The 21,645-nt window shown below is 62.7% G+C and carries 22 protein-coding genes and 2 pseudogenes; 6 read left to right on the forward strand and 18 right to left on the reverse strand.

Translation table 11 applies throughout. The features are described from left to right. Nucleotides 1-285, forward strand: a pseudogene (locus FEV53_RS21420) (IS5/IS1182 family transposase); the annotation flags it as partial. Nucleotides 286-410: 125 nt separating this feature from the next. Here the strand turns inward: FEV53_RS21420 and FEV53_RS06200 are convergent. From FEV53_RS06200 to pip, 6 genes are all read right to left on the reverse strand, one after another. Beyond that, entirely contained in the window at nt 411-860 is a 450-nt protein-coding gene (locus FEV53_RS06200; protein WP_142833951.1) for a hypothetical protein, read from the reverse strand. Nucleotides 861-1,026: 166 nt separating this feature from the next. Next, the gene (gene infB, locus FEV53_RS06205) at nt 1,027-3,540 is read right to left on the reverse strand and encodes a translation initiation factor IF-2 (RefSeq protein ID WP_142833952.1); all 2,514 of its coding nucleotides are present in this window, start codon (nt 3,538-3,540) and stop codon (nt 1,027-1,029) included. Beyond that, nucleotides 3,540-4,172, reverse strand: a complete 633-nt coding sequence (locus FEV53_RS06210; RefSeq protein ID WP_142833953.1) for an RNA-binding protein — start codon at nt 4,170-4,172, stop codon at nt 3,540-3,542. The genes infB and FEV53_RS06210 overlap by 1 nt, the downstream gene beginning before the upstream one ends. Nucleotides 4,173-4,174: 2 nt before the next feature. Further along, nucleotides 4,175-5,791, reverse strand: coding sequence for a transcription termination factor NusA (nusA, locus tag FEV53_RS06215; protein WP_142833954.1), 1,617 nt, complete (start codon nt 5,789-5,791; stop codon nt 4,175-4,177). Nucleotides 5,792-5,794: 3 nt separating this feature from the next. Further along, nucleotides 5,795-6,391: a ribosome maturation factor RimP gene (gene rimP / locus FEV53_RS06220; RefSeq protein ID WP_142833955.1), complete on the reverse strand. Its 597-nt coding sequence runs from the start codon at nt 6,389-6,391 to the stop codon at nt 5,795-5,797. 140 nt (nt 6,392-6,531) lie between these two features. Then, nucleotides 6,532-7,503: a prolyl aminopeptidase gene (gene pip, locus FEV53_RS06225; RefSeq protein ID WP_142833956.1), complete on the reverse strand. Its 972-nt coding sequence runs from the start codon at nt 7,501-7,503 to the stop codon at nt 6,532-6,534. 68 nt (nt 7,504-7,571) lie between these two features. On the opposite strand from pip, the gene ubiG reads away from it, so the two are divergent. Beyond that, the gene (gene ubiG / locus FEV53_RS06230; RefSeq protein ID WP_142833957.1) at nt 7,572-8,303 is read left to right on the forward strand and encodes a bifunctional 2-polyprenyl-6-hydroxyphenol methylase/3-demethylubiquinol 3-O-methyltransferase UbiG; all 732 of its coding nucleotides are present in this window, start codon (nt 7,572-7,574) and stop codon (nt 8,301-8,303) included. Here ubiG and FEV53_RS06235 read toward each other — a convergent pair. The 4 genes and pseudogenes from FEV53_RS06235 to FEV53_RS21425 all read right to left on the reverse strand — a co-directional run. Continuing rightward, complete coding sequence (locus tag FEV53_RS06235; protein WP_142833958.1) at nt 8,300-9,127, reverse strand: carbon-nitrogen hydrolase family protein; 828 nt, start codon at nt 9,125-9,127, stop codon at nt 8,300-8,302. The genes ubiG and FEV53_RS06235 overlap by 4 nt on opposite strands. Next, on the reverse strand, nt 9,124-9,378 hold the full coding sequence (gene grxC, locus FEV53_RS06240; RefSeq protein WP_142833959.1) for a glutaredoxin 3: 255 nt from the start codon (nt 9,376-9,378) through the stop codon (nt 9,124-9,126). Before grxC ends, FEV53_RS06235 begins: the two co-directional genes overlap by 4 nt. 31 nt (nt 9,379-9,409) lie before the next feature. After that, entirely contained in the window at nt 9,410-9,877 is a 468-nt protein-coding gene (locus FEV53_RS06245) for a ComF family protein (RefSeq protein WP_246100748.1), read from the reverse strand. Between the two features lie 66 nt (nt 9,878-9,943). Further along, nucleotides 9,944-10,129 (reverse strand): annotated as a pseudogene (locus FEV53_RS21425) (double zinc ribbon domain-containing protein); the annotation flags it as partial. Nucleotides 10,130-10,149: 20 nt separating this feature from the next. On the opposite strand from FEV53_RS21425, the gene FEV53_RS06250 reads away from it, so the two are divergent. Further along, nucleotides 10,150-10,995 (forward strand): methyltransferase domain-containing protein, encoded by an 846-nt coding sequence (locus FEV53_RS06250; protein WP_142833961.1) that lies wholly within the window; start codon nt 10,150-10,152, stop codon nt 10,993-10,995. A gap of 52 nt (nt 10,996-11,047) precedes the next feature. Further along, nucleotides 11,048-12,136, forward strand: a complete 1,089-nt coding sequence (gene hemH / locus FEV53_RS06255; RefSeq protein WP_142833962.1) for a ferrochelatase — start codon at nt 11,048-11,050, stop codon at nt 12,134-12,136. Nucleotides 12,137-12,227: 91 nt separating this feature from the next. Here the strand turns inward: hemH and FEV53_RS06260 are convergent, their stop codons facing one another. Further along, nucleotides 12,228-12,416, reverse strand: a complete 189-nt coding sequence (locus tag FEV53_RS06260) for a hypothetical protein (RefSeq protein ID WP_142833963.1) — start codon at nt 12,414-12,416, stop codon at nt 12,228-12,230. 149 nt (nt 12,417-12,565) lie between these two features. Next, on the reverse strand, nt 12,566-13,162 hold the full coding sequence (locus tag FEV53_RS06265) for a L,D-transpeptidase (RefSeq protein ID WP_142833964.1): 597 nt from the start codon (nt 13,160-13,162) through the stop codon (nt 12,566-12,568). A gap of 162 nt (nt 13,163-13,324) precedes the next feature. On the opposite strand from FEV53_RS06265, the gene dalA reads away from it, so the two are divergent. Beyond that, nucleotides 13,325-13,837 carry a divisome-associated lipoprotein DalA gene (gene dalA, locus FEV53_RS06270; protein ID WP_142833965.1) on the forward strand — a complete coding sequence of 171 codons (513 nt, stop codon included), beginning with the start codon at nt 13,325-13,327 and terminating at the stop codon, nt 13,835-13,837. A gap of 60 nt (nt 13,838-13,897) precedes the next feature. Here the strand turns inward: dalA and FEV53_RS06275 are convergent, their stop codons facing one another. From FEV53_RS06275 to ilvD, 6 genes are all read right to left on the reverse strand, one after another. Further along, complete coding sequence (locus tag FEV53_RS06275) at nt 13,898-14,401, reverse strand: L,D-transpeptidase family protein (RefSeq protein ID WP_142833966.1); 504 nt, start codon at nt 14,399-14,401, stop codon at nt 13,898-13,900. A 125-nt stretch (nt 14,402-14,526) separates the two neighbouring features. Further along, nucleotides 14,527-15,726: a class I SAM-dependent RNA methyltransferase gene (locus tag FEV53_RS06280; RefSeq protein WP_142833967.1), complete on the reverse strand. Its 1,200-nt coding sequence runs from the start codon at nt 15,724-15,726 to the stop codon at nt 14,527-14,529. A 1-nt stretch (nt 15,727) separates the two neighbouring features. After that, on the reverse strand, nt 15,728-17,563 hold the full coding sequence (locus tag FEV53_RS06285) for an ABC transporter ATP-binding protein (RefSeq protein ID WP_142833968.1): 1,836 nt from the start codon (nt 17,561-17,563) through the stop codon (nt 15,728-15,730). A 70-nt stretch (nt 17,564-17,633) separates the two neighbouring features. Beyond that, complete coding sequence (locus FEV53_RS06290) at nt 17,634-18,011, reverse strand: hypothetical protein (RefSeq protein WP_142833969.1); 378 nt, start codon at nt 18,009-18,011, stop codon at nt 17,634-17,636. Nucleotides 18,012-18,023: 12 nt separating this feature from the next. Continuing rightward, the gene (locus tag FEV53_RS06295) at nt 18,024-18,794 is read right to left on the reverse strand and encodes a DUF6478 family protein (RefSeq protein WP_142833970.1); all 771 of its coding nucleotides are present in this window, start codon (nt 18,792-18,794) and stop codon (nt 18,024-18,026) included. A 53-nt stretch (nt 18,795-18,847) separates the two neighbouring features. After that, nucleotides 18,848-20,611 carry a dihydroxy-acid dehydratase gene (gene ilvD, locus FEV53_RS06300; RefSeq protein ID WP_142833971.1) on the reverse strand — a complete coding sequence of 588 codons (1,764 nt, stop codon included), beginning with the start codon at nt 20,609-20,611 and terminating at the stop codon, nt 18,848-18,850. An 85-nt stretch (nt 20,612-20,696) separates the two neighbouring features. Between ilvD and FEV53_RS06305 the strand changes: the two genes are divergently transcribed. Next, entirely contained in the window at nt 20,697-21,593 is an 897-nt protein-coding gene (locus FEV53_RS06305) for a CPBP family intramembrane glutamic endopeptidase (protein WP_185962121.1), read from the forward strand. Nucleotides 21,594-21,645: the final 52 nt, after the last annotated feature.

The raw sequence follows: 21,645 nt of genomic DNA on the forward strand, positions 1-21,645 counted from the left end.
GGCGTCACCAGGACCATCGCGAAACTGCTGCGACGACGAAGCGCCATCGAACCAATGACGGGCCATATGAAAGCCGACGGACGTCTGACCCGATGCCCACTCAAAGGAACCGAAGGTGATGCCCTTTTCGCGGTCCTCTGCGGCTGCGGTCACAACATCCGCATGATCCTGCGCCACCTGAGGGTCTGTCTGTGCCATTTCATCTGGCTGATCACACTGCTCCGAGGCCTCACCCCCGGCGCCCACCGCCATCAGAGGCCGCAAATCGCCGCCGGAGCCTGTTGATCAGCATGGACTAAGATATAGTAGCTTATCACAGAACTGGACAAAGGCTGAGCCCCGAAAAATAGTTCTTTCAAAAATAAAAGCCCCGCCGGCTGGGCAGGGCTCTCTGGAGGGATTGCCTTGGATCAGGCGGCGGACTTCGTGGCCGAAGAAACCTTATCAGCGGCATCAGAGACGGTTTCCGAGACCTTCTCAGCAGCGGCGTTCACGTTTGCAGAAACCGTGTCGGTGATCTGCTCGCCAGCATCGGTGGCGATGTCTTTAGCCTTGGAGCCGAACTCGGAGGCCGCTTCGCCCAGCGATTTGACCGAGCGGGAGGTCAGGTCGAACTGCTTCTTCACCAGGTCGGTGTAGGCGTTGGCGTATGCGCCGAACTCGGTGCGGGGCGTGTACACTTCGCGAAGGTTGCCGATGGTCTCGTAGGAGGCCGTGGCTGCGATCTGGGTGGTGTTCTGGGCCAGGTCCAGCGTCACGTTGGCGAAGCGGTAGCCGACGGAGGTCAGGCTCTGCACGAAGCTGTTGTCCAGCAGGTTGTTGGCTTTTTCGGCGGCAGCTTTGGTGGTCTTGGTGGCCATGATGTCGGTCCTCTATATCTGCGTTTCTGTTGAGGTACATATGTCGCTGCACCGCAGCATTTTCAACTGTGACGTGAGGGAAAATTCCAAGAATTTCCTTAGCCATTGGCCATAAACGAAAAAGACCCGCCTCATTAGGCGGGCCTTTTTGTTGCATGTGCAGCAATCAGAGCGACCGCTCAACCTCTTCGCGCTCAAAGATCTCGATGACATCGCCGGGGCGGATGTCTTCGTAGTTCTCGAAGGCCATACCGCACTCCTGACCGGAGATGACCTCGGCCACCTCGTCCTTGAAGCGCTTCAGCGTCTTCAGCGTGCCCTCGTGGATCACCACGTTGTCGCGCAGCAGTCGTACACCGGCGGAGCGGCGCGCCACACCTTCGGTGACCAGACAGCCCGCGACATTGCCGACCTTGGAGACCTTGAAGACCTCTTTGATCTGGGCATAGCCGATGAAGTTCTCGCGCACCTCGTTCGACAGAAGGCCCGACGCCGCCGCTTTCACGTCGTCCACGAGATCGTAGATGACACTGTAGTAGCGAATCTCGACGCCCTTCTGGTTGGCCGTATTCCGCGCCGAGGTATTCGCCCGGACGTTGAAACCCATGATCGGGGCGCCAGACGCCTCGGCCAGACCCACATCGGTCTCGGTGATCGCGCCGACCCCATAGTGGAGCACCCGGACACGTACCTCGTCATTGCCGATCTTTTCCATCGCCTGAACGATCGCCTCGGCGGAGCCTTGGACGTCGGCCTTCACCAGAATCGGCAGCTCGGCGACGTTCTCGTCAGCCTTCGCCTTAGCCATCATCTGCTCCAGCGTGGTGGCGGCACCGGCGGCAGCACGCTTATCTTTCGCGGCCTGCTGACGGTACTCGGCGATCTCACGGGCCTGCGCCTCGGTCTCGACAACGTTCAAAACGTCACCCGCCTCCGGCGTGCCGTTAAGACCCAGCACCTCGACAGGTACAGACGGCCCGGCTTCCTTGACCCGGTCGCCCAGGTCGTTCTCCATCGCACGGACCTTGCCCCACTGCTCGCCGACGACGAAGATATCGCCCTGCTTGAGCGTGCCGCTCTGCACCAGAACGGTGGCGACGGGGCCACGACCCACATCGAGCTGAGCCTCGATCACCGCGCCCATGGCGGGACGTTCGGGGTTGGCCTGCAACTCCAGGATCTCCGACTGCAGCGCAATGGCTTCGAGAAGCTCGTCGAGCCCCTGACCTGTATGGGCGGAGACCTCCACATCCTGCACGTCGCCCGAGAGTTTCTCGACGATGACCTCGTGCTGGAGCAAATCCGTCCTTACCTTATCAGGATCGGCGGCGGGCTTGTCGATCTTGTTGATCGCGATGATCATCGGCACCTTGGCGGCCTTGGCGTGGTTAATCGCCTCGACCGTCTGCGGCATCACTGCGTCATCGGCGGCCACGACCAGCACTACGATATCCGTCACCTGAGCACCGCGCGCCCGCATGGACGTAAAGGCAGCGTGGCCCGGCGTATCGAGGAAGGTCAGCGTGGACCCGCCATCGGTTTTCACCTGATAGGCGCCGATATGCTGGGTGATCCCCCCAGCCTCGCCGGCGGTCACGCGGGCATTGCGGATCGCATCGAGGATAGAGGTTTTACCGTGGTCCACGTGGCCCATGACGGTGATAATCGGAGCGCGCGGCTTCAGATCCTCGGGCCGGTCCTCATCCTGCTCGATCACCTGTTCCACATCGGCATCGCTGACGCGCTGCACCTTGTGGCCGAATTCCTCGATGATGAGCTCGGCAGTGTCGGCGTCGATGGTCTGGGTCTGGGTCGCCATGATACCATTCTGCATCAGCGACTTAACCACGTCGGCGACACGCTCGGACATCCGGTTGGCGAGCTCTGAGACCACGATCGCCTCGGGCAACTGGACGGTCCGCGTGACCTTTTCACGGTCCTGGCTCCCGCCCATCGCCTTACGGCGGGCGCGTTCCTGCTGACGCTTCATGGCGGCCATCGAGCGCTGGCGTCCGCCCTCGCCTCCAGCCAGTGCTTGGTTCACGGTCAGCTTGCCGGAGCGACGTTTGTCACCGCCACCACGGGCCGGACGCGCAGTGCGGTCCTTGTCCGGGGTACCGGGCCGATCACGACCGCCGCCGCTGGGGCGGCCACCGGATTTCGCCTGCGCTTCTACATCGGCGGGGGTCGGCGCGGCGGCTGCGGGCTTCGCCTGCTTGGCGGGCGCGGGCTCGGCGGCCTTCTTCTTGGCCTCCTGCTCTTCGCGCAGACGCCGGGCGTCCTCCTCGGCCTTGGCCTTCAACGCCTCTTCGCGCTCGCGCTCTTCGCGCTCTTTCTCTTCCTGCTCGCGACGACGGCGTTCCCGCTCTTCGGCACGGGCCTTCTCCTCCGCCTCACGGCGGGCGGCCTCCTCGGATTCGCGGGCCTTCGCCATGGCAAGCGCCTTCATCCGGCGCTCCATCTCGGCGTCGGAAATACCGGCCGGGCGTCGTTTGGGGTCACCCATCACGGGCTTGCCATCACCCGACTTCGTCGAAGAGGGCTTGGGCGTGACCACGCGCTTGCGCTTGGTTTCGACCACAACGTTTTTCGTCCGTCCGTGAGAAAAGCTCTGCTTTACCTGTCCGGGACGACCGGAGCCGCGCACGCCGAGGGTCTTTTTGCCGTCGTTGTCACTCATCAGGTCTTCTTCACCTTTCCGGCGTCGCCGCCTTGGTCTTCTGTCTTGCGAACGCCTGAAAGCCGCACGGCATCGTCCCTGAAATCCTCAGCGAGTCTGCCTGCAGCCAGCGCCGCATGTATCACACGTTCCCGACCGAAGGACAAACCCAATTCATCCGCAGTCAGAATGTCAAAAAAGCTGCCCCGCCCACCCGGGCGGAAGAGCTTGGACTTGCCCCGCTCGGAGCCGTCCGAGGCCTGTAAGAGGATGCGGCACTGGTCTTTTTCCAGCCAGTCCTTCACCTTCTCAAACCCGGCAATCGCCTTGCCAGCCTTACGCGCCAACCCGAGGCGGTTGACGCAACGTTGCGCCAGTTGCTCTTCGACCTGATCCACGAGGCCCTCGGGCACCGAGACCTGTCGTTTCGCCCCGCGCGAGAACAGCCGTTTGGCCACCGCGGTCTCCAGCGCCTCGCGCTCGGACGAGACATACATGCCGCGTCCCGGCAGCTTTCCCGCCACATCCGGATATACTATATCCCCCGGCCCCACGACAAAGCGGATGAGCCCGCGTTTAGGGCTCACCTCGCAGGTCACGAGGCACTTGCGCTCTGTTTCCTCAGGCGCGGGACGGGGCTTGCCGCGGGTCACGATCAGGCCTGCGCCTCCTCGGTCTCGTCTTCTTCGCCTTCAGCTTCTTCGGCCTCAAGCTCCGCGGGGTCCACCCAGCCAAGCTGGATGCGCGCCGTCATTACCATGTTCTGCGCTTCGGCCAGATCCACGCCGAAGGGCTCCAGAATACCGTCATCCTTGACGCGCTCACCATTGTCGGTGGTCCATCCGCCAGCCAGTTCCCAGTCGGCGCAGGTGGCAAAATCTTCGAGCGTCTTCACATCGTCCTTGGCCAGCGCCTCTACCATCTGGGGAGAGAGGCCCTCGAAATCAATAAGGCTGTCCGTGGCACCCAACTCGCGTGCGGCTTCGAGCGCCTTGCGGTTCTGCTCGTCCAGATAATCGCGGGCGCGGGCCTGAAGCTCGTTGGCGGTGTCGTCATCGACGCCGTCGATCACAGTCAGCTCATCCAGCTCCACATAGGCCACCTCTTCGAGGTTGGTGAAGCCTTCGGCCACCAGCAGCTGGGCGAAGAATTCATCCAGATCCAGTGTGTCGACAAAGAGCTTCGTCCGCTCTTCGAACTCCGCCTGACGGCGCTTCGATTCTTCTTCCTCGGTGAGGATGTCGATATCAAGTCCGGTCAGCTGGCTGGCCAGACGCACATTCTGACCGCGCCGACCGATGGCGAGGCTGAGCTGCTCATCGGGAACCACGACCTCGATCCGCTCGGCATCCTCATCGAGCACCACCTTCGACACTTCGGCTGGTTGCAGCGCGTTCACGAGGAAGGTCGGCATATCCTCGTTCCACGGGATGATGTCGATCTTTTCGCCCTGAAGCTCGTTCACCACGGCCTGCACGCGGGAGCCGCGCATACCGACGCAGGCGCCCACGGGATCGATGGAGGTGTCGTAGCTCACCACACCGATCTTCGCGCGGCTGCCGGGATCGCGGGCAACGGCCTTGATCTCGATAACGCCCTCGTAGATCTCGGGGACTTCCATCTTGAACAGCTCCGCCATGAATTCCGGCGCCGTCCGGCTGAGGAAAATCTGCGGGCCACGCGGCTCGCGGCGCACATCCTTGATGAACACGCGGATGCGGTCGCCGTTGCGGTAGCTTTCGCGGCCGATCTTTTCGGTCCGGCGCAGCACGCCCTCACCCGGGTTCAGGTCAACGATGACGTTGCCATATTCTTCGCGCTTTACCGCCACATTAATGATGGTGCCCACGCGATCCTTGAATTCTTCGTACTGCTTGTCACGCTCGGCTTCGCGGATCTTTTGCAGAATCACCTGCTTGGCGGACTGGGCGGCGATGCGGCCCATCTCGACCGGCGGGACCTCCTCGACATACTGGTCGCCCACCTCGGGATTTTCGAGGTACTGACGCGCGGTCTCGACGGTCATCTCGGCCTGATAGTTCTCAAGTTCCTCTTCCTCGACCACGGTGCGCACGCGGGTAAAGGTCGCCTTGCCAGTTTTCCGGTCGATGGACACGCGGATGTCCATCTCGCTGCCGTAGCGGGACTTGGCGGCGCGGGCGAGGGAATCTTCCATCGCCTCGACCACGAGACCCGGGTCGATCATCTTTTCGCGCGCCACCGCCTCGGCGGTCTGGAGCAGCTCAAGCTGGTTGGCAGAGGTAATCGCCATCTGTCAGTCCTTTTGTTGCGGAAGACGCGCGTCGTCTTCACTGTCAATCACGGTTTCGACCTCGTCGAATTGGGTTTCGTCAATCTGGCCCTTGTCCTTGCGCGAACGCAGCACGTCGCGAATCAGGTCGTCGGTCAGCACCAGCTTGGCTTCGGACAGCCAGTCGAATTGCAACCCGATGGTACCTTCCTCGATATTGATAAGCACTTCGGACCCCTCGATCCCCGCCAGCTCGCCCTTAAAGCGGCGGCGGCCGTCGATCATCTCGGTGGTCTCAAGTTTGGCCTCATAGCCCGCCCACATCTCGAAATCCTTCAGCCGGGTCAGCGGCCGGTCGATGCCGGGTGACGAGACTTCGAGGTCATAGGCACCTTCAATCGGATCCTCGACATCCAAATGCGCCGATATCGCGGTCGAAATCGTCGCGCAATCGTCCACCTCGATCCCGCCATCAGGCCGGTCAGCCATGATCTGTACGGTAGGCGTGTTGCCACCCTGATACCGGACGCGCACCAGCTCAAACCCCAGATCTTCGATCACAGGGGTCACCACCTCGGCGAGGCGTCGGTCGATACTGGCCTTTGCGATGAGGTCGGACATTCCGGGTTTCTCTCTTGCGTTTGGGCACAAAAAAACGGGCGCGCGGCCCGTTGTCGTGGTCGGTGGGTACCGGGTGTGGACCCCGGCAACGCCGCTGTTGACGTCCACATAGTCGCAGCCGCCTGAAAATGCAAGCTGTGTTACGCCGCCGCCAGCCGGTCCATTTCCTTGACCAGCGCCGCACTAATTCCCGGCTCCGACATGGCGTGTCCGGATTTTGCAACCATAACAAGGCGGGACGCTGGCCAGGCCCGGTGCAAGGCTTCCGCCGCAGCGGGGGGGCAGATCATATCATATCGCCCCTGAACAATGGTGCCGGGGATGTGGGCGATTCGGTGGATCTCGTCGAGGATCTGCGTGTCCCGCTCCAAGAACCCACCATTGAGAAAGTAGTGATTCTCCAGCCGGGCAAAGGCACGGGCGTATTCCGCCGGGCTGTCCCCGCCTGGGCCGGTGGTATCAATAGAGGCAAGCGTGTTTTCCCAGCCCGCCCACGCGCGCGCATAGCGGATCTCGGTGTTTCGGTCGCCGCTAAACAGACGCCGGTGATAGGCTGCGATCAGGTCGCCACGCTCTTCCTCCGGGATCAGTTCCTCGAAACTGCGCCACACCTCTGGCCAAAAACGCCCGGCGCCACCGGCGTAGAACCAGTCGAGCTCGTCGCGTGTCATCAGGAACACGCCCCGCAGAACCAGATGCGCCACCCGCTCCGGACAGGCCTCCGCATAGAGCAGCGCCAAGGTCGCCCCCCAGGAGCCGCCAAACACAATCCACCGCTCGATACCCAGCGTCCGCCGGATCAGCTCGATATCGGCGATCAGATGCCAGGTGGTGTTGTCTTCAACAGACGCGTGGGGTCGTGACCGGCCACAGCCCCGCTGGTCGAACAAAATGATCCGGTAGACCTTTGGGTCGAAAAACCGCCGCATGGCCGGGGAACAGCCGCCACCCGGCCCGCCATGGAACACCACGACCGGAATCCCGTCGGGGTTGCCGCATTGCTCCACATAAACGCGGTGCCCCTGCCCGACGGACAGCATCCGCTGATCATAGGGCTCTATCCGCGGGTAGAGATAATGTGCCGCGCTCTTTTGGGCTGCCATCTGGTCCATACCACACTTATATAACGGGAAACCGCTCTGTTGCGAGAGCGAAGCGGCGATATTCGGGAGAGAATGCCATGTCCACCATCGATCCGGCCGAGGTCGAGAAATTCGCGGCCATGTCCGCCGAGTGGTGGGACCCCGAGGGAGCATTCAAGCCGCTGCACGGAATGAACCCATGCCGCCTCGACTACATCACCCGTCAGATCGCCGCTGAATTCGGCTGCGACCTGACGGCGCCCCGACCGCTTGAGGGGCTGCGGATCGTGGATATCGGCTGTGGTGGCGGGCTGCTGTGTGAGCCCATGACACGGCTCGGAGCCGAGGTCACAGGCTGTGACGCCGAGGAGACCTCCGTCGGCGTGGCACGTCACCACGCCGTTGAGCAGGGCCTCGACATCGACTACCGCGCCACCACTGCCGAGGCGCTTGCCTCCGAAATCGAGCCGGTGGACGTGGTTCTGGCGCAGGAAGTCATCGAACATGTGGCTGACCCAGCGACCTTTGTCCGCGACTGTCATGCGCTGCTGAAACCGGGGGGGATTTTGATCCTCAGCACCCTCAACCGAACTCCAAAAAGCTTTGCCCTCGCCATCATTGGCGCCGAGTGGGTCCTCCGCTGGCTGCCGCGCGGGACTCATGATTGGTCGCGCTTTGTCACGCCGGATGAACTTGCCGCACTCTGCGAACAGGCCGGGCTGGATGTGCTCGACCGCACCGGCATGGTGATGGCGCCTCTCAGCCGTCAGTGGAGCCTCTCGCCCACCGACTTATCGGTGAACTACATGATGCTGGCGCGATCCAGCTAGGGTCCATCGAAAGACGGATTGGTGATCAGGCTGGGGACCTTCGCCCTTGCCTGCGCCACCTCAACCAGATCAATCTCCAGCACCGCCACGCCAGGCTCTGTCCCCATGTCCAACAGCACCTCCCCCCACGGCGCGACGGCCATGGAATGGCCAAAGGTCTCTCGAACGCGGCTTTGGGACGCATGCCGCCCGGTCTGAGCGGCTGCCAGCACGTAACACCCGGTCTCAATGGCCCGCGCGCGCAACAACGGCTCCCAATGTGCCGCGCCGGTCACCCGAGAGAAGGCTGCCGGAACAAGCAGAATTTCCGCCCCCGCCTGCCCCAAACGTCTGTAAAGATGCGGAAACCGCAGGTCATAACAGATCGTCATCCCGATCCGCCCCAGCGGGGTCTCGGCCAGCACCGCCCGGTCTCCGGGCCGGTAGCCATCGGATTCGCGATAGGTCTCCCGCTGGGAGATCGCCACATCGAACATGTGGATTTTGTCATAGCGCGCGACGATTTCGCCACTGGGGTCAATCAGAAACGAACGGTTGGCAAAGCGCCCATCCGCGTCGCCGGTCTTCAACGCCAGTGAGCCAACCCCCAGCCAGATCCCGAGATCCCGGCCACAGGCCCGAAGCCCCGCCAGACAGGGGTCTTCCTCCTCAAGGCAGAGCACTTTTTGCTGATGCCGACGGTCGAGCGACACGCAATTGCTCACCTCGGGCGTCAGGATCAGTTCAGCCCCCTGCGCCGCTGCCTGGCGGATCTGCGAGGTGAGCATCGACAGGTTTGCTACCGGATCATCCGATGCGCTGCACTGGATCAGGCCGATCTTCACGCGAGCAATGGGTCAAGCTTGCCCTGACGGTCCAGCGCGGACAGATCGTCATAGCCACCGACATGCGCCCCGTTGATGAAGATTTGCGGCACCGTGTGGCGGCCATTGGCCCGCTGCATCATCTTCTGCCGGAGCGCGGGCTTTGTCGTCACGTCGATTTCGGTAAAACCCACGTTCTTGCTTTTCAACAATCGCTTGGCGGCGTGGCAATATCCGCAGAGCGCAGAGGTGTAGATTTCGATCGTGGCCATGGCACCGCTCCCAAAAGTCATTTGCGACTATCTAGGCCTCCTGAAGCGCGCGCGCCAGTACCACGATTCTCACATCTGCCGCACCGGCAGCAAAGGCTGCCCGTGTCGTTGCAGTCAGCGTCGCCCCGGTCACCAAAACATCATCCACGATCACGACATTACGCCCCAGAAGCGCCGCCGCGATGTTTGGATGCGGTCGGATCGCGCCGTCCAATGCTGCGAACCGTGCTGTCCGATCGGCGCCCGACGGGGCCGGAGCGCGCACCCGGACCAAGGCACGCGCAGCAAATCGGGCGTTGCGCCGTTTCGCCAGTGCCCGGGCCAAAAGCGCCGCCTGATTGTAACGGCGATGAACCAGCCGTCGCCACGTCAGCGGAACGGGAACCACCACGGCATCATCAGGCCAGATTTGGCGGGAGGCCGCACTCATCCAATCGGCCGCAGGTGCGACCAGATCCAGCCGATCTCCATGCTTCAATCGCAACACGAAATCACGCATGGTTCCCGAATAGGCAACCGCTGCGCGCCCGGCGGACCAAAGCCGCGGTGTCGCGAGGCACTCGTCACATAGCGGTCGCCTGCAGGATTCGCCTGGCAAAGGGGCGCCACAGGTTTCACAGCACAAGCCCTGAATGAAATGGGCCGAAGACCAGCAACACCCGCATAGCCCCACCCGCCCCGCAAGAGGGGTATCGCATATCGCGCAAACCGGCGGATAAACGACATCAAGAAGCGATTGAACGTATCGCATGGCTTGCCTAGATCCATCCAATGTCGACCACACCTGTTCTCCTGACCGACCGCGAGGCTCTGACCCGCGCCCGTCGCCGCATCAAACCCGAAGCGCTGTTTCTCCATAAGCAGGCTGCGGAACGGCTCCATGAAACACTGGAGGTTGTTAAAAGGACGTTTCGAAACCCTGCGATTGTGACCGGACATCCGGATTTCTGGTCCCGCGAATTTCCCGACGCACGGCTCGTCGCAGATGCGGAAGTGCTGGACCTGCGCGAGGCCGCCCATGACCTCGTGATCCACGCCATGGCGCTGCACTGGGCGAATGACCCGGTGGGACAGATGATCCAGTGCCGCAGAGCCCTCCGCCCTGATGGGCTGTTTCTCGCGATCTTCCCGGGCGGCGGGAGTTTGCAGGAACTGCGTGAGGCCCTTGCCACGGCTGAGACGCAGATGCGCGGAGGGCTGGCACCCCGGGTGCTCCCAATGATGGAATTGCGCAGTGCGGGCAGTCTTTTACAGCGAGCAGGCCTCGCCCTGCCGGTTGCCGACACGGATCGATACGACGTCAGCTACGCCGATATCACCGCCCTCATGCAAGAGCTGCGGACGATGGGCGAAGCTAACGCCCAAAGCGCTCGCGATCGTCGGTTCCTGCCACGCGGCGTCCTGACGGAAGCGGCCCGGCTCTACCACGATCATCACGCCACGGAGGACGGCACCCGGATTCGGGCGACCTTTGAATTGGTGCATCTGCTGGGGTGGGCGCCCGATGACAGTCAGCCAGTGCCACTCCGCCCCGGCTCCGCCACAGCCCGGCTCGCCGATGCGCTGGGCACGGCCGAGACCCGGTTGCGCGACGATTCGCCCGGTCAGAGCGATTGACCTCGCGCCCGACTTCCTTATGTGACTGCACACCGCAACGAGGATGAGTGATATGCTGGACAGCCATTCGACCGACGATCCGATCGAGACCGCCGCGCGTGAGGCCAAATGCCCCGTCCACGCTCCAGCGGATCACCCGAAGATTCCGCGCGCCAAGGTCGGTGTGCTGGTAGCCAATCTTGGTACGCCGGATAACTACGACTACTGGTCCATGCGCCGCTATCTCAGTGAGTTCCTGTCGGATAAGCGGGTCATCGATTACTCCGCTCTGATCTGGCAGCCGCTCCTGCAGGGCATCATCCTCAGCAAGCGGCCATTCTCCTCCGGCGCGGCCTATAAGTCGATCTGGAACGAAGAGCAGGGCGAAAGCCCGCTGATGACGATCACCAAGAGCCAGACGGCGAAGCTGCGCGCCCGGCTGACCGAGCGCTACGGCGAAGACGTGATGGTGTCCTTCTGTATGCGCTACGGCAACCCCTCTACGCTCAAGGTCGTTCGCGAGATGATCGCCGCTGGCTGCCAGAAGATCGTGTTTTTCCCGCTCTATCCGCAATATGCGGGGGCGACGACAGCGACCGCGAATGACCAGTTCTTCCGCGCGCTGATGAAGGAAAAATGGCAGCCGCCCGTGCGCACCGTGCCGGCCTATTTCGACCGCGCGAGCTATATCGACGCACTGGCCCAGTCGGTGGAGCGGAGCTATGGCGCACTCGAGACAAAGCCGGACATCCTCGTCTGCTCCTATCACGGAGTGCCGCAGCGTTACCTGAAAGAGGGCGACCCCTATCATTGTCAGTGCCAGAAAACGACGCGCCTGCTCAAAGAGCGGCTAGGCTGGGACGACACCCAGATCATCACAACCTTCCAGAGCCGATTCGGCCCCGAGGAATGGCTCCAACCCTATACGGTTGAGGAGGTAGCACGACTGGCGGAACGCGGGATGAAGAACATCGCAATCTGCGCTCCGGCCTTCTCAGCCGACTGCATCGAGACGCTCGAAGAGATCAACGAAGAGATTCGGGAGAGCTTTGAGGAAGCGGGGGGTGAGCGTTTTACCTACATCCCCTGCCTCAACGATGACGAAGCGCATATGGCTGCCCTCGAGGAGGCGATTGTCGAAAATCTGTCGGGCTGGCTCTGACCAGCCCTTTGGGCTTCCGCAACGAAGGCATGAAAAAAGGGCGACCAGAACATCTGGTCGCCCTTCTTTGTATGAGGTCCGAAAGATCGGATTAGTCGGCGGCCACGGCCACGGCGGCGATCACGGCCAGCACGAGGAGCGGGATGGTGGCGGAGGAGGAAGAGGTGTTCTCTTCGACAACCACGACGGGCTCGGCAACGGGGGCGGGCTCAACGTAACCACCAGCGAAGGCACCGGTGGCGGCAACGGTCAGCGCGGCGGCGAGGGCGATCTTTTTCATTCTGTCATCTCCAGTTGATAGTGCGGTCTGCACTTCGCAGACCGCAACAGCAATCAGGTAGCGTGTACCTTAGCTTGCGATATAAGCCTAACCGGGAGGGCAGGCAAATCCTGCTTGATCAGACAGCACCATAACGCCACGCAACGATGTCAAATCAGCAACACCTGCGTGCCCGGGCCGGTCAGGCTGTAGAGCTCTGCAATATGGTGATTATACAGCCCGATGCAGCCATTTGAAGATCGCCGTCCGATCTTGCGCGTGTCATGGGTGCCGTGGATCCGATAGTATTGCCAGCTCAGATAGAGCGCGTGAGTTCCGAGCGGATTGTCCGGCCCCGGCGGCACGAATTCCGGCCACTCAGGATTCCGCTTGCGCATATCTGGTGTCGGCGCCCAGGAGGGTCCCTCAACCTTACGGATAATCTCGGTCCGGCCCTTCCGGGTCAGATCGTCGGTTTGCGGAACAGACGTCGGGTAGAGCTTATAAACCGATTCGTCCTCGCTCCAGAAGTGCAGGGCGCGGGACGTCACATCGCAGAGAATTGCTCCGTTCGTCAGAGTGTCAAAGAAGGGCTGCCAGCTATAGGTCCGGAAACTGGACGCATTGCGGCGGGTACTGCTGTCAATCGTCCGGCGGAACTCGGTGGAGCCCGCCTGCTGGGCAATGGCGGGTGCTGCCAGCATGGTGCTCGCCGCTCCTGCGATGAAAGCGCGTCGCTTCAGCGCGCCGGGGGTGGTCTGGGTCATTGTTACTGCCTCGAAAAGGTGGCCGTCTGCTTTTTTATGTGGCGAAGAATACGCCTGTCGGGGCCACCGCGCAATTCACACCAGCGTCAGTTCGCTCAGCACCGATTGATCCGGTACCGCGATGCTTGTATGCGCCAGAGAGCAGCAAGATTGGAGACACAGATGATCCGCGCGACGCTGACAATGACGGCCCTTTCGCTGGCACTGGTGGCCTGCGCCGCTCCGCCTGCCCCGCCCTTGGTCGATGGCAAGCCGCTGCCCCAGAAATACGACATGGCGTCTGAGGGGCGGGACGTGATCCAGCTCCGCTTTCTGGACGGAATGAACGCCTTGCGGCAGGCGGCCGGTGTCGGGCCCGTGGCCCTCGATGTGCAGCTGAACGCCGCTGCGGCAACCCACTCGCGAGACATGAGCGTCCAGAACCGCCCCTGGCATTTCGGGTCTGACGGGTCCTCGCCCATCGACCGGGCACGGCGCACCGGCTATTACGGTCGGGTCCTGGGCGAGAATATCTCGGAGACCTATGAGACAGAGCTGGAGACCCTCGCCGCTTGGATGGAAGACCCTAACACCAGAGCTGTCATCACGGATCCGAACGCGCAGGATCTGGGCTTCGCGTGGTATCAGCAGCCCACCGGCAAAATCTGGTGGACTATGGTCACCGGACGGCGTTAAGCGCCAGATCTCATAAAAAAGGCAGCCTGAGCTGCCTTTCCTCACTCTGTCAAGCTTCCGTTACGGGTAGATCGTGATCGGCGTCCCGTCCCGGACCATAGCGTAGATCTGCTCGATCTCGCGGTCAGTCACGGCGATACACCCTGCCGTCCAGTCACTTCCACGACCGCGTTCGTAGAACTTGCCGCGACCGTGGATGAAAATATCGCCACCCGGACGCCGGCCAGTGGCCCGCGCGACCTGAACGTCGTTCACATCCGGGTAGGAGATGCCGAGCGACAGGTGATACTTGCTGTTCGGATTGCGCCGGTTAATGTAGTAATGCCCTTCGGGGGTCCGACCGTCCCCTTCGTAGATCTTGTGCCCGCGTGGCTGGAAGCCGAGCCCAATATCGTACTCTTCGAGCACTTTGCGGCCATGGTATAGGCGCAGCTTTCGCTCACCTTTCAAAACGACCAGCCGAGTGACCTCAGGGCCGTTATACGACTTGAACTTGCTGTTGCCACCGCAGCTGGCCACGCCGATCAGGACCAACCCCAGCAGGAGGATACGGAGAATTGCCATTGGACTGCTTTCTGCCTCGAAAACCTGTTTTTTTATACACGTAGGATAGCTACCAAATTCTCCACGGGAAAGCACCTATACGAGTGGAGCGGAGTTTCGCTCGCCCATCAGTGCAGTAACCCGTTTCATTGTCTGGAAAATGCTGCCGCTATTTCCACATGGGGCGACCAGCGAAACTGGTCGATCACCCGGACCCAGTCGAGCCGATAGCCACCGCGAATCAGGGACCCGGCGTCGCGGGCGAAGGTCACAGGATTGCAGGAGACAAAGGCAATCCGCTGGAGCGTGGACTCCGCCAGCTCCCGGCACTGAGCTTCGGCACCCGCACGGGGCGGATCTATAACGGCGGCAGCGTAGTCCGACAAATGGGCCGCCTCCACCGGATCCCGGAAGAGGTCTCGCCGCTCGGTGGTGACGCGACCGGAGCCAGCGCGCGCGGCAGCCCGGAGCATCTCAGCGTTGCCTTCGACCGCATGGACCGGCGCGCGGCGGCTCAGCGGCACGGCGAAGGTGCCGCAGCCCGCGAACAGGTCGATCACCGGCCCACCGTCGCCCAGAGCCTGCGCAACGCAAGCGATCAGGGCTGATTCGCCATGTGATGTAGCCTGAAGAAACGCGCCGGGCGGTGGGACAATGGTCATCCCACCGATCACCTGACGCGGGGACCGCGCCTCGATCACTGGCTCACCGTCCAGTGTCAGCCGTGCGAGATCGGCATGACCCGCGATTTCGGCCAGACGGGTCAGGAGGGCAGCGTCGCTCGCCTTGGCCCCTGCCATCGCCACGTCGAGCCCGGCTGGTCCCGAGGTCACGAGCAGGGACAGCTCGCCCTTGCGTGATGCCGCAGCCTCCGTCAGCTCGGTCAAAACCGGCAGGGCCGCGAGGATCTCTGGCGCGAGCACCTGACAGCCGGTGATCTCGGTGATCGTGCCCGAGCGACGCCCATGAAACCCCACCAATGCCCCGTTCTTCGTCCGCCGCCCGGACAGGGACGCGCGGCGGCGACTGGCGGGGGGCGACGTGGCGATCCCTTTGATCGGCGCAGGCAGGTCGCGGGCGCGAAGAGCCTCACGCACCACACCGATCTTCCACTCCGCCACGAAGCTGTCGGAGGCATGGAGCAGCGCGCAGCCACCGCAGGTGTCGTAATGGGGGCAACTAGGCGTGACTCGTTCTGACGAGGACGTGACGATCTGCGGGTCACTCATGCGGTCGCCTTCGACCTTGCCCTCGAAAAGTTCGCCGGGCAGGGCGCGCGGGACATAGACCGGACCCGGCGCAATGCCGTCGCCCTGATGGCCCAGCCGATCGATGGTCACCCGCATGTCAGGCCGCCTCTGTGTCGAAATTCAGGAACCCACCCGATTGCCGGTCCCAGTAGCGCGCGTAGGTACCACCCTGTGCCAGCAGCTCCGCATGGGTGCCTTCCTCGACGATCCGGCCCTCTTCCAGCACGATGATCCGGTCCATCCGCGCAATGGTCGACAGGCGATGGGCAATGGCGACCACGGTTTTGCCGTCCATCAGCCCCTCCAAAGAGTCCTGAATGGCCGCTTCCACCTCGGAATCGAGCGCCGAGGTCGCTTCGTCCAGTACCAGAATCGGGGCGTCTTTCAGGATTGTCCGCGCCAGCGCGATCCGCTGTCTCTGCCCGCCCGAGAGCTTTACCCCCCGCTCGCCCAGATGCGCATCATAGCCGGTGCGGCCCTTCGAATCCTGTAGGCCAACGATGAACGCGTGCGCCTCCGCCCGTTTCGCGGCAGCGATGATCTCGTCCTCGCTGGCATCAGGACGCCCGTAACAGATGTTGTCCCGGGCCGAGCGGTTGAACATGGCGGTATCCTGCGTGACCTTGCCGATGCGGCTCCGGAGGCTCTCTTGCGTGACCTCCCGCACATCGTAACCCGCGACGCGGATGGCGCCCTCCTCGGTATCATAGAGCCGCAGGAGCATGGCTACGAGGGTGGATTTCCCCGCACCCGACGCGCCAACGAGGCCAATCTTTTCGCCCTCGGCAATTCGCAGAGAGATCCCGTCGAGTCCGCCCAGGCCGCGCCCATAGGTGAAACGCACGTTCTCGAATTCCACCGCGGCGCCGGGCGGCAAAGCGATTGCGTCCGGTGCGTTGGTCAGGGTGTGCGGCGGGGTGAGGGTGTTCACGCCATCCTCCACCTCGCCGATGTTGGAATACATGGCCATCATCGCCATAGAGACCCATCCGGTCATCTGCGCGATACGAATCGCAACTGAACCCGCCGCCGCGATATCCCCGGTGCTGGCCGCGCCATCAGACCAGAGCCAGACCGTGCCGCCGACCAGCAGGACCGGCAGCACACCGGCCATCGTCATCAAGGCCAGCCGGAACCCTGCCGTGATCACTCCGAAATCGAGCGCGCGCTCGCGAAAGGACCCGATGGCGTCCAGCGCAACGCGGTCTTCGTGATCGTCATGGGCGAAGAGCTTGACCGTCTTGATGTTGGTGATCGTGTCCACCACCTGCCCCGACACCATCGCCCGCGCGGCGGCACGGGCCTTCGAGCGGGCGCGGATGCGCGGCAGGAACCAGCGGATGCCGGCAAAATAGCCCACGAGCCAGACCAGCAAGACCAGCGCCATCCAGCCGCTGATGGTGCTCAGAAGAACCGCGGACCCCACCAGCGTGGCCAGCGCAAAGCACACCACATTGATCGTCTCGGAGGTCACATCAGTGGCGGCGCGGGCGGTCTGCATCTGCTTTTGCGCGATGCGGCCGGCGAAATCGTCGTCGAAGAAGCCGACCGCCTGTCCCAGCGTCCAGCGATGCAGCCGCATCAGCACCATGGGATTCACATTTGGCGCGATCATCACTGCGTTGGAGGTCGCGGCGAGGCCAAACAGGATGGGGCGGACCACGATGAAGAACAGCACCGCAGAGATCAGCAGACCCGCATTGGCGGCGAAAAAGCCGCTCATACCCGTCTCCACCGCCGCATCCACGACCCGACCAAGAAGCACGGCGGAGATCACCTCCGCACTGCCCGCGAGGGCGGAGAAAAACGCGGCGATGATCAGCCAGGGCCAGGCGCCCGACAGCGCCCAGAGCATAAAGCGCCCCGGACGGCGGGGCGGCGGGCCCTTGGCCGGGCGGAAAGCGTCGATAAATGAGCCAATACGGCGGATCATGGAAAGGCGGTCCGGTTGTTACCTGTCCCGGAATGCCCTGTCCGACCGCAGGCGTAAACCCTCTGGCTGCTCAGCCGTTATGAGCCTTGCGCCGGATCGAGCGCTTAAGCAGATCCAGCTCGTCGCGCAACATGGCGACCTCGGTGACCAGATCCTGATCCACCGCCCGCCCTGCCGCAATGTGCAGGCTGCACAGCGCAACGCCCGTGGCCCGCTCGACCAGATAGACGCTCTGCACACCATCAGACAGCTTTATGTCAGACATTGAGAACGTGGCCATCTGCCCATCCTCGGTCGCGGTCATGTCAGGTTGGCCAAGTGTTTCACCATGGTGAATGACGTCGACCTCGGGGAGATCGCCATCGCCTTCAAGACGAATGGTCCAAACCCCATCCTTGAGCGTTTCGGAGGACGCGGTCCAACTCAGTGTATCAGATTGTTTGCTCATCAAATGTCCTCGTCAAACTTCAGCTCGCAAGCGGCGGCTGACAATCATGTCACGAAGGGCAAGCCAGCTCATGCGGGGGCGCTCAAAAATCACGTCGACCCAAACCCGCTCGACCCGCTCCTCGTGGATATCGGAGTAAGCAAGGTCGAACTCGACGGTCGGGCTGGTTGAGGCGATGTCAACAGACCGGGTGATCTGCTCCGTATTAGGTCCGTGCTGCACGTTCAGCCGCGCGTAGCAGGTCGTCAGGCTTTCAGTCTCCCAGTTCAGGTCAATCTGTACGATATGCGAGGTGATCAGACCCACCGCGATTTCGTCATCGATATTGAACGCGAGGCTGAGAAAACTGCCGTCGAAATCCAGCGTGTCGACTTCGAGCCCATAGGGCGCAGCGCCCGTGCGGCCCTGCCCGGCGCGCTGCTTGATCATCACTTCAGGCCGTCCGGCATCGTGAAAGAGGTTGATTTCGTTTCCGAAAGACGCGCCGCTCTGGGGCTCTGAGACAAAGGCCGGGACGATCTTGTGGCGAAACGTGCGCGGTCGACCGATCCAGTCACCATCGAGCGACGTTTGCATCAGGTCTGACGATCCGGTGACGGGGCTGGCCAGACGGTGATCCGTCATTTCGATCACCCGATCCAGTCGTTCACGCAGGTCTTCCGCCTGCTTTCGCAGCGCCGCCAGCGAAAAGCGGTCGAGATCCTCGGTTTCATCACCGATTTTCGTCCACCGCTTGATCGCACGGCGATGGACAATCTCGTCAAGGCCACCAATGAGTTTCATACCACTACTCTTTCCATCGTGACACCAGCCGTAACACCAGCTCAGTTGAGGCGTCAGATATCCATATAGATATGGGTTTCTGCTTCTGCGCCTGGATGGGTTACCGCGCCCTTGTAGGTCGGACCCACGAGCTGGGCGAATTTCCACAGGGCCCCGCTGGCGTAGTTGGTAGGCTTGGCGCCCGACCAGTCCTTGCGGCGAGCTTCCAGCTCCGCATCGTCGAGCGCCACGGAGATCTCACCATTCACCGCGTCGATGGTGATGACGTCGCCATCCTTCAAGAGCGCAATCGGACCGCCATGGGCCGCCTCGGGACCTACGTGGCCCACGCAGAAGCCGCGCGTCGCGCCGGAAAAGCGGCCATCGGTGATCAGCGCCACCTTCTTGCCCATACCCTGTCCGGACAAAGCGGCGGTGGTGGCAAGCATTTCGCGCATCCCCGGCCCGCCCGCTGGGCCTTCGTTGCGGATCACGAGGACTTCGCCCTCTTTGTACTGGCGCGCCTTCACGGCGGCAAAGGCGTCTTCTTCGCTCTCGAACACACGAGCGGGGCCGGTGAAGCTCTGCTCCTGCGTCGGAATGCCGGCAACCTTCACGATGGCACCTTCCGGGGCAAGATTGCCCTTCAGGCCCACAACGCCGCCGGTCTTCGTGATCGGGTTGTCGATGGGATAGATCACCTTGCCATCGGCCTCGCGGTCGATCAGGTCGAGCTCCTCGCCGATGGAGCGACCGGACGCGGTTACACAATCCTCGTGTATCAGACCGGCCTTGCGCAGTTCCTTCATCACCACCGGGATGCCACCGGCGTCGTAGAGATCCTTGGCCACGTACTGGCCGCCGGGCTTCAGATCGACAAAATAGGGCGTGTCGCGGAAGATTTCGCACACATCTTCGAGGAAAAAGTCGATCCCCGCCTCATGGGCAATCGCGGGCAGGTGAAGACCGGCATTGGTGGACCCCCCGGTGCAGGCCACCACGCGCGCGGCGTTTTCCAGTGCCTGACGGGTCACCACGTCGCGGGCGCGGATGTTTTTCTCAATGAGGTTCATCACCGCGACACCGGAGGCAGTGCCGTACTGGTCACGGCTCTCATAGGGCGCGGGCGCGCCGGAGGAGTTGAACAGCGCCAGACCGATCGCTTCAGAGACGCAGGCCATGGTGTTGGCGGTGAACTGGCCGCCACAGGCCCCTGCCGACGGGCAGGCCACGCGCTCAAGGATCGCCAGAGCCTCGTCCGAGAGGGTGCCGTTCTGGTGACGGCCCACGGCTTCGAACATGTCCTGCACGGTCAGATCGCGGCTGGCGAAATCCTCAGGCACGTTGGCGCCGGCGGGCACTTTGCCCGGCAGGATCGAACCACCATAGATAAAGACCGACGGCGTGTTCAGGCGCACCATGGCCATCATCATGCCGGGCAGCGACTTATCACATCCCGCGAGACCCACCAGCGCGTCATAGGAGTGACCTCGCATGGTCAGCTCAACCGTGTCCGCGATGGCCTCGCGGCTGGCCAGCGAAGACCGCATCCCCTCGTGGCCCATAGCGATGCCATCGGTGACGGTGATCGTGGTGAATTCGCGCGGCGTGCCAGCGGCAGATTTCACCCCGAGCTTCACAGCCTGTGCCTGACGGGACAGGGCAATGTTGCAGGGAGCGGCTTCGTTCCAGCAGGTGGCGACGCCGACCAGAGGCTGCGCAATCTCGTCCTCGGTCAGACCCATCGCATAGTAGTATGACCGGTGCGGCGCGCGTTCCGGACCTTCCGTGACATGACGGCTCGGCAGTTTCGACTTATCAATCTTGCCTTTCAGCATGTCTCTACTCCTCTGGCGTGTTTCATTCCGCATAGGCCAGACGCGCCGGATCGACAAGTCACGATGGAGCCACAATATAGGGCCTATGACCTATCAGACCGCCCTTGAGCGCTATATCGCCCCCGCCCGGACCCGTCCGCAATTCTGGCGTCTCCTTGCCGGGACCCTGACGATGCTCCTCGTCTATCTCCTCGGTTTGCTCGCCCTTGGCGCTGTGCTGGTCTGGCACGGTGGAGAGGACGGAGCCTTGCGGATGATGTCCGAGCTGATGAGCCCGGTCACGCCCGCCGGGACGCTGCTGCTGCTCGCGACATTTGCTGGTATGGCACTCGGCCCAATGCTGGCCGTCCGGCTCTGGCACCGGCGTTCGGTGGGCTCGCTCTTTGGGCCGCGGACCGTCGTGATGCGGGATTTCCTGCGCGCGGGTGCGCTGATTGGAACGCTGCTGGCGCTGTCGATCACGGTCTGGTCGCAGGGCTTTGATGCCGTCCCCGGCCTGCCCTTCGACACATGGATTGGTCTCCTGCCTGTCGCTCTGCCGCTGATCCTGCTCCAGACCGGCGCCGAAGAGCTAGTCTTTCGCGGCTACCTGCTGCAACAGCTTGCCGCCAGATTCCGCTCGCCTTGGGTCTGGCTGGTCCTTCCCAGCGTGATCTTCGGCGCGCTGCACTATGACCCGGGCTCGGCAGGGGACAACGCGTTGTTCGTGGCCGCGTCCGCCACGCTCTTCGGCCTGATGGCGGCGGATTTGACACGGGTGACAGGCTCGCTCGGAGCCGCTTGGGGACTGCATTTCGTAAACAACGTGGTGGCGCTGCTCTTCGTCGCGACAGACGGGACGATCACAGGACTGGCGCTGCACCTCACGCCTTACACCGCCGCCGAAATGGGGGCCTCGCCGCTTGTGATGGTAGGCGATCTGGCCACAACGGCGCTGGTCTGGGCCCTGATGCGCTGGTGGCTGAGACGCCGGACCACCTGAGCAATTGCAAATCCGCCCCGCCGGGCCTATTTCCGACCTAACCAAAGGGAAG

The organism is Palleronia caenipelagi, from assembly GCF_007004065.1.
Lineage (GTDB): Bacteria > Pseudomonadota > Alphaproteobacteria > Rhodobacterales > Rhodobacteraceae > Palleronia > Palleronia caenipelagi.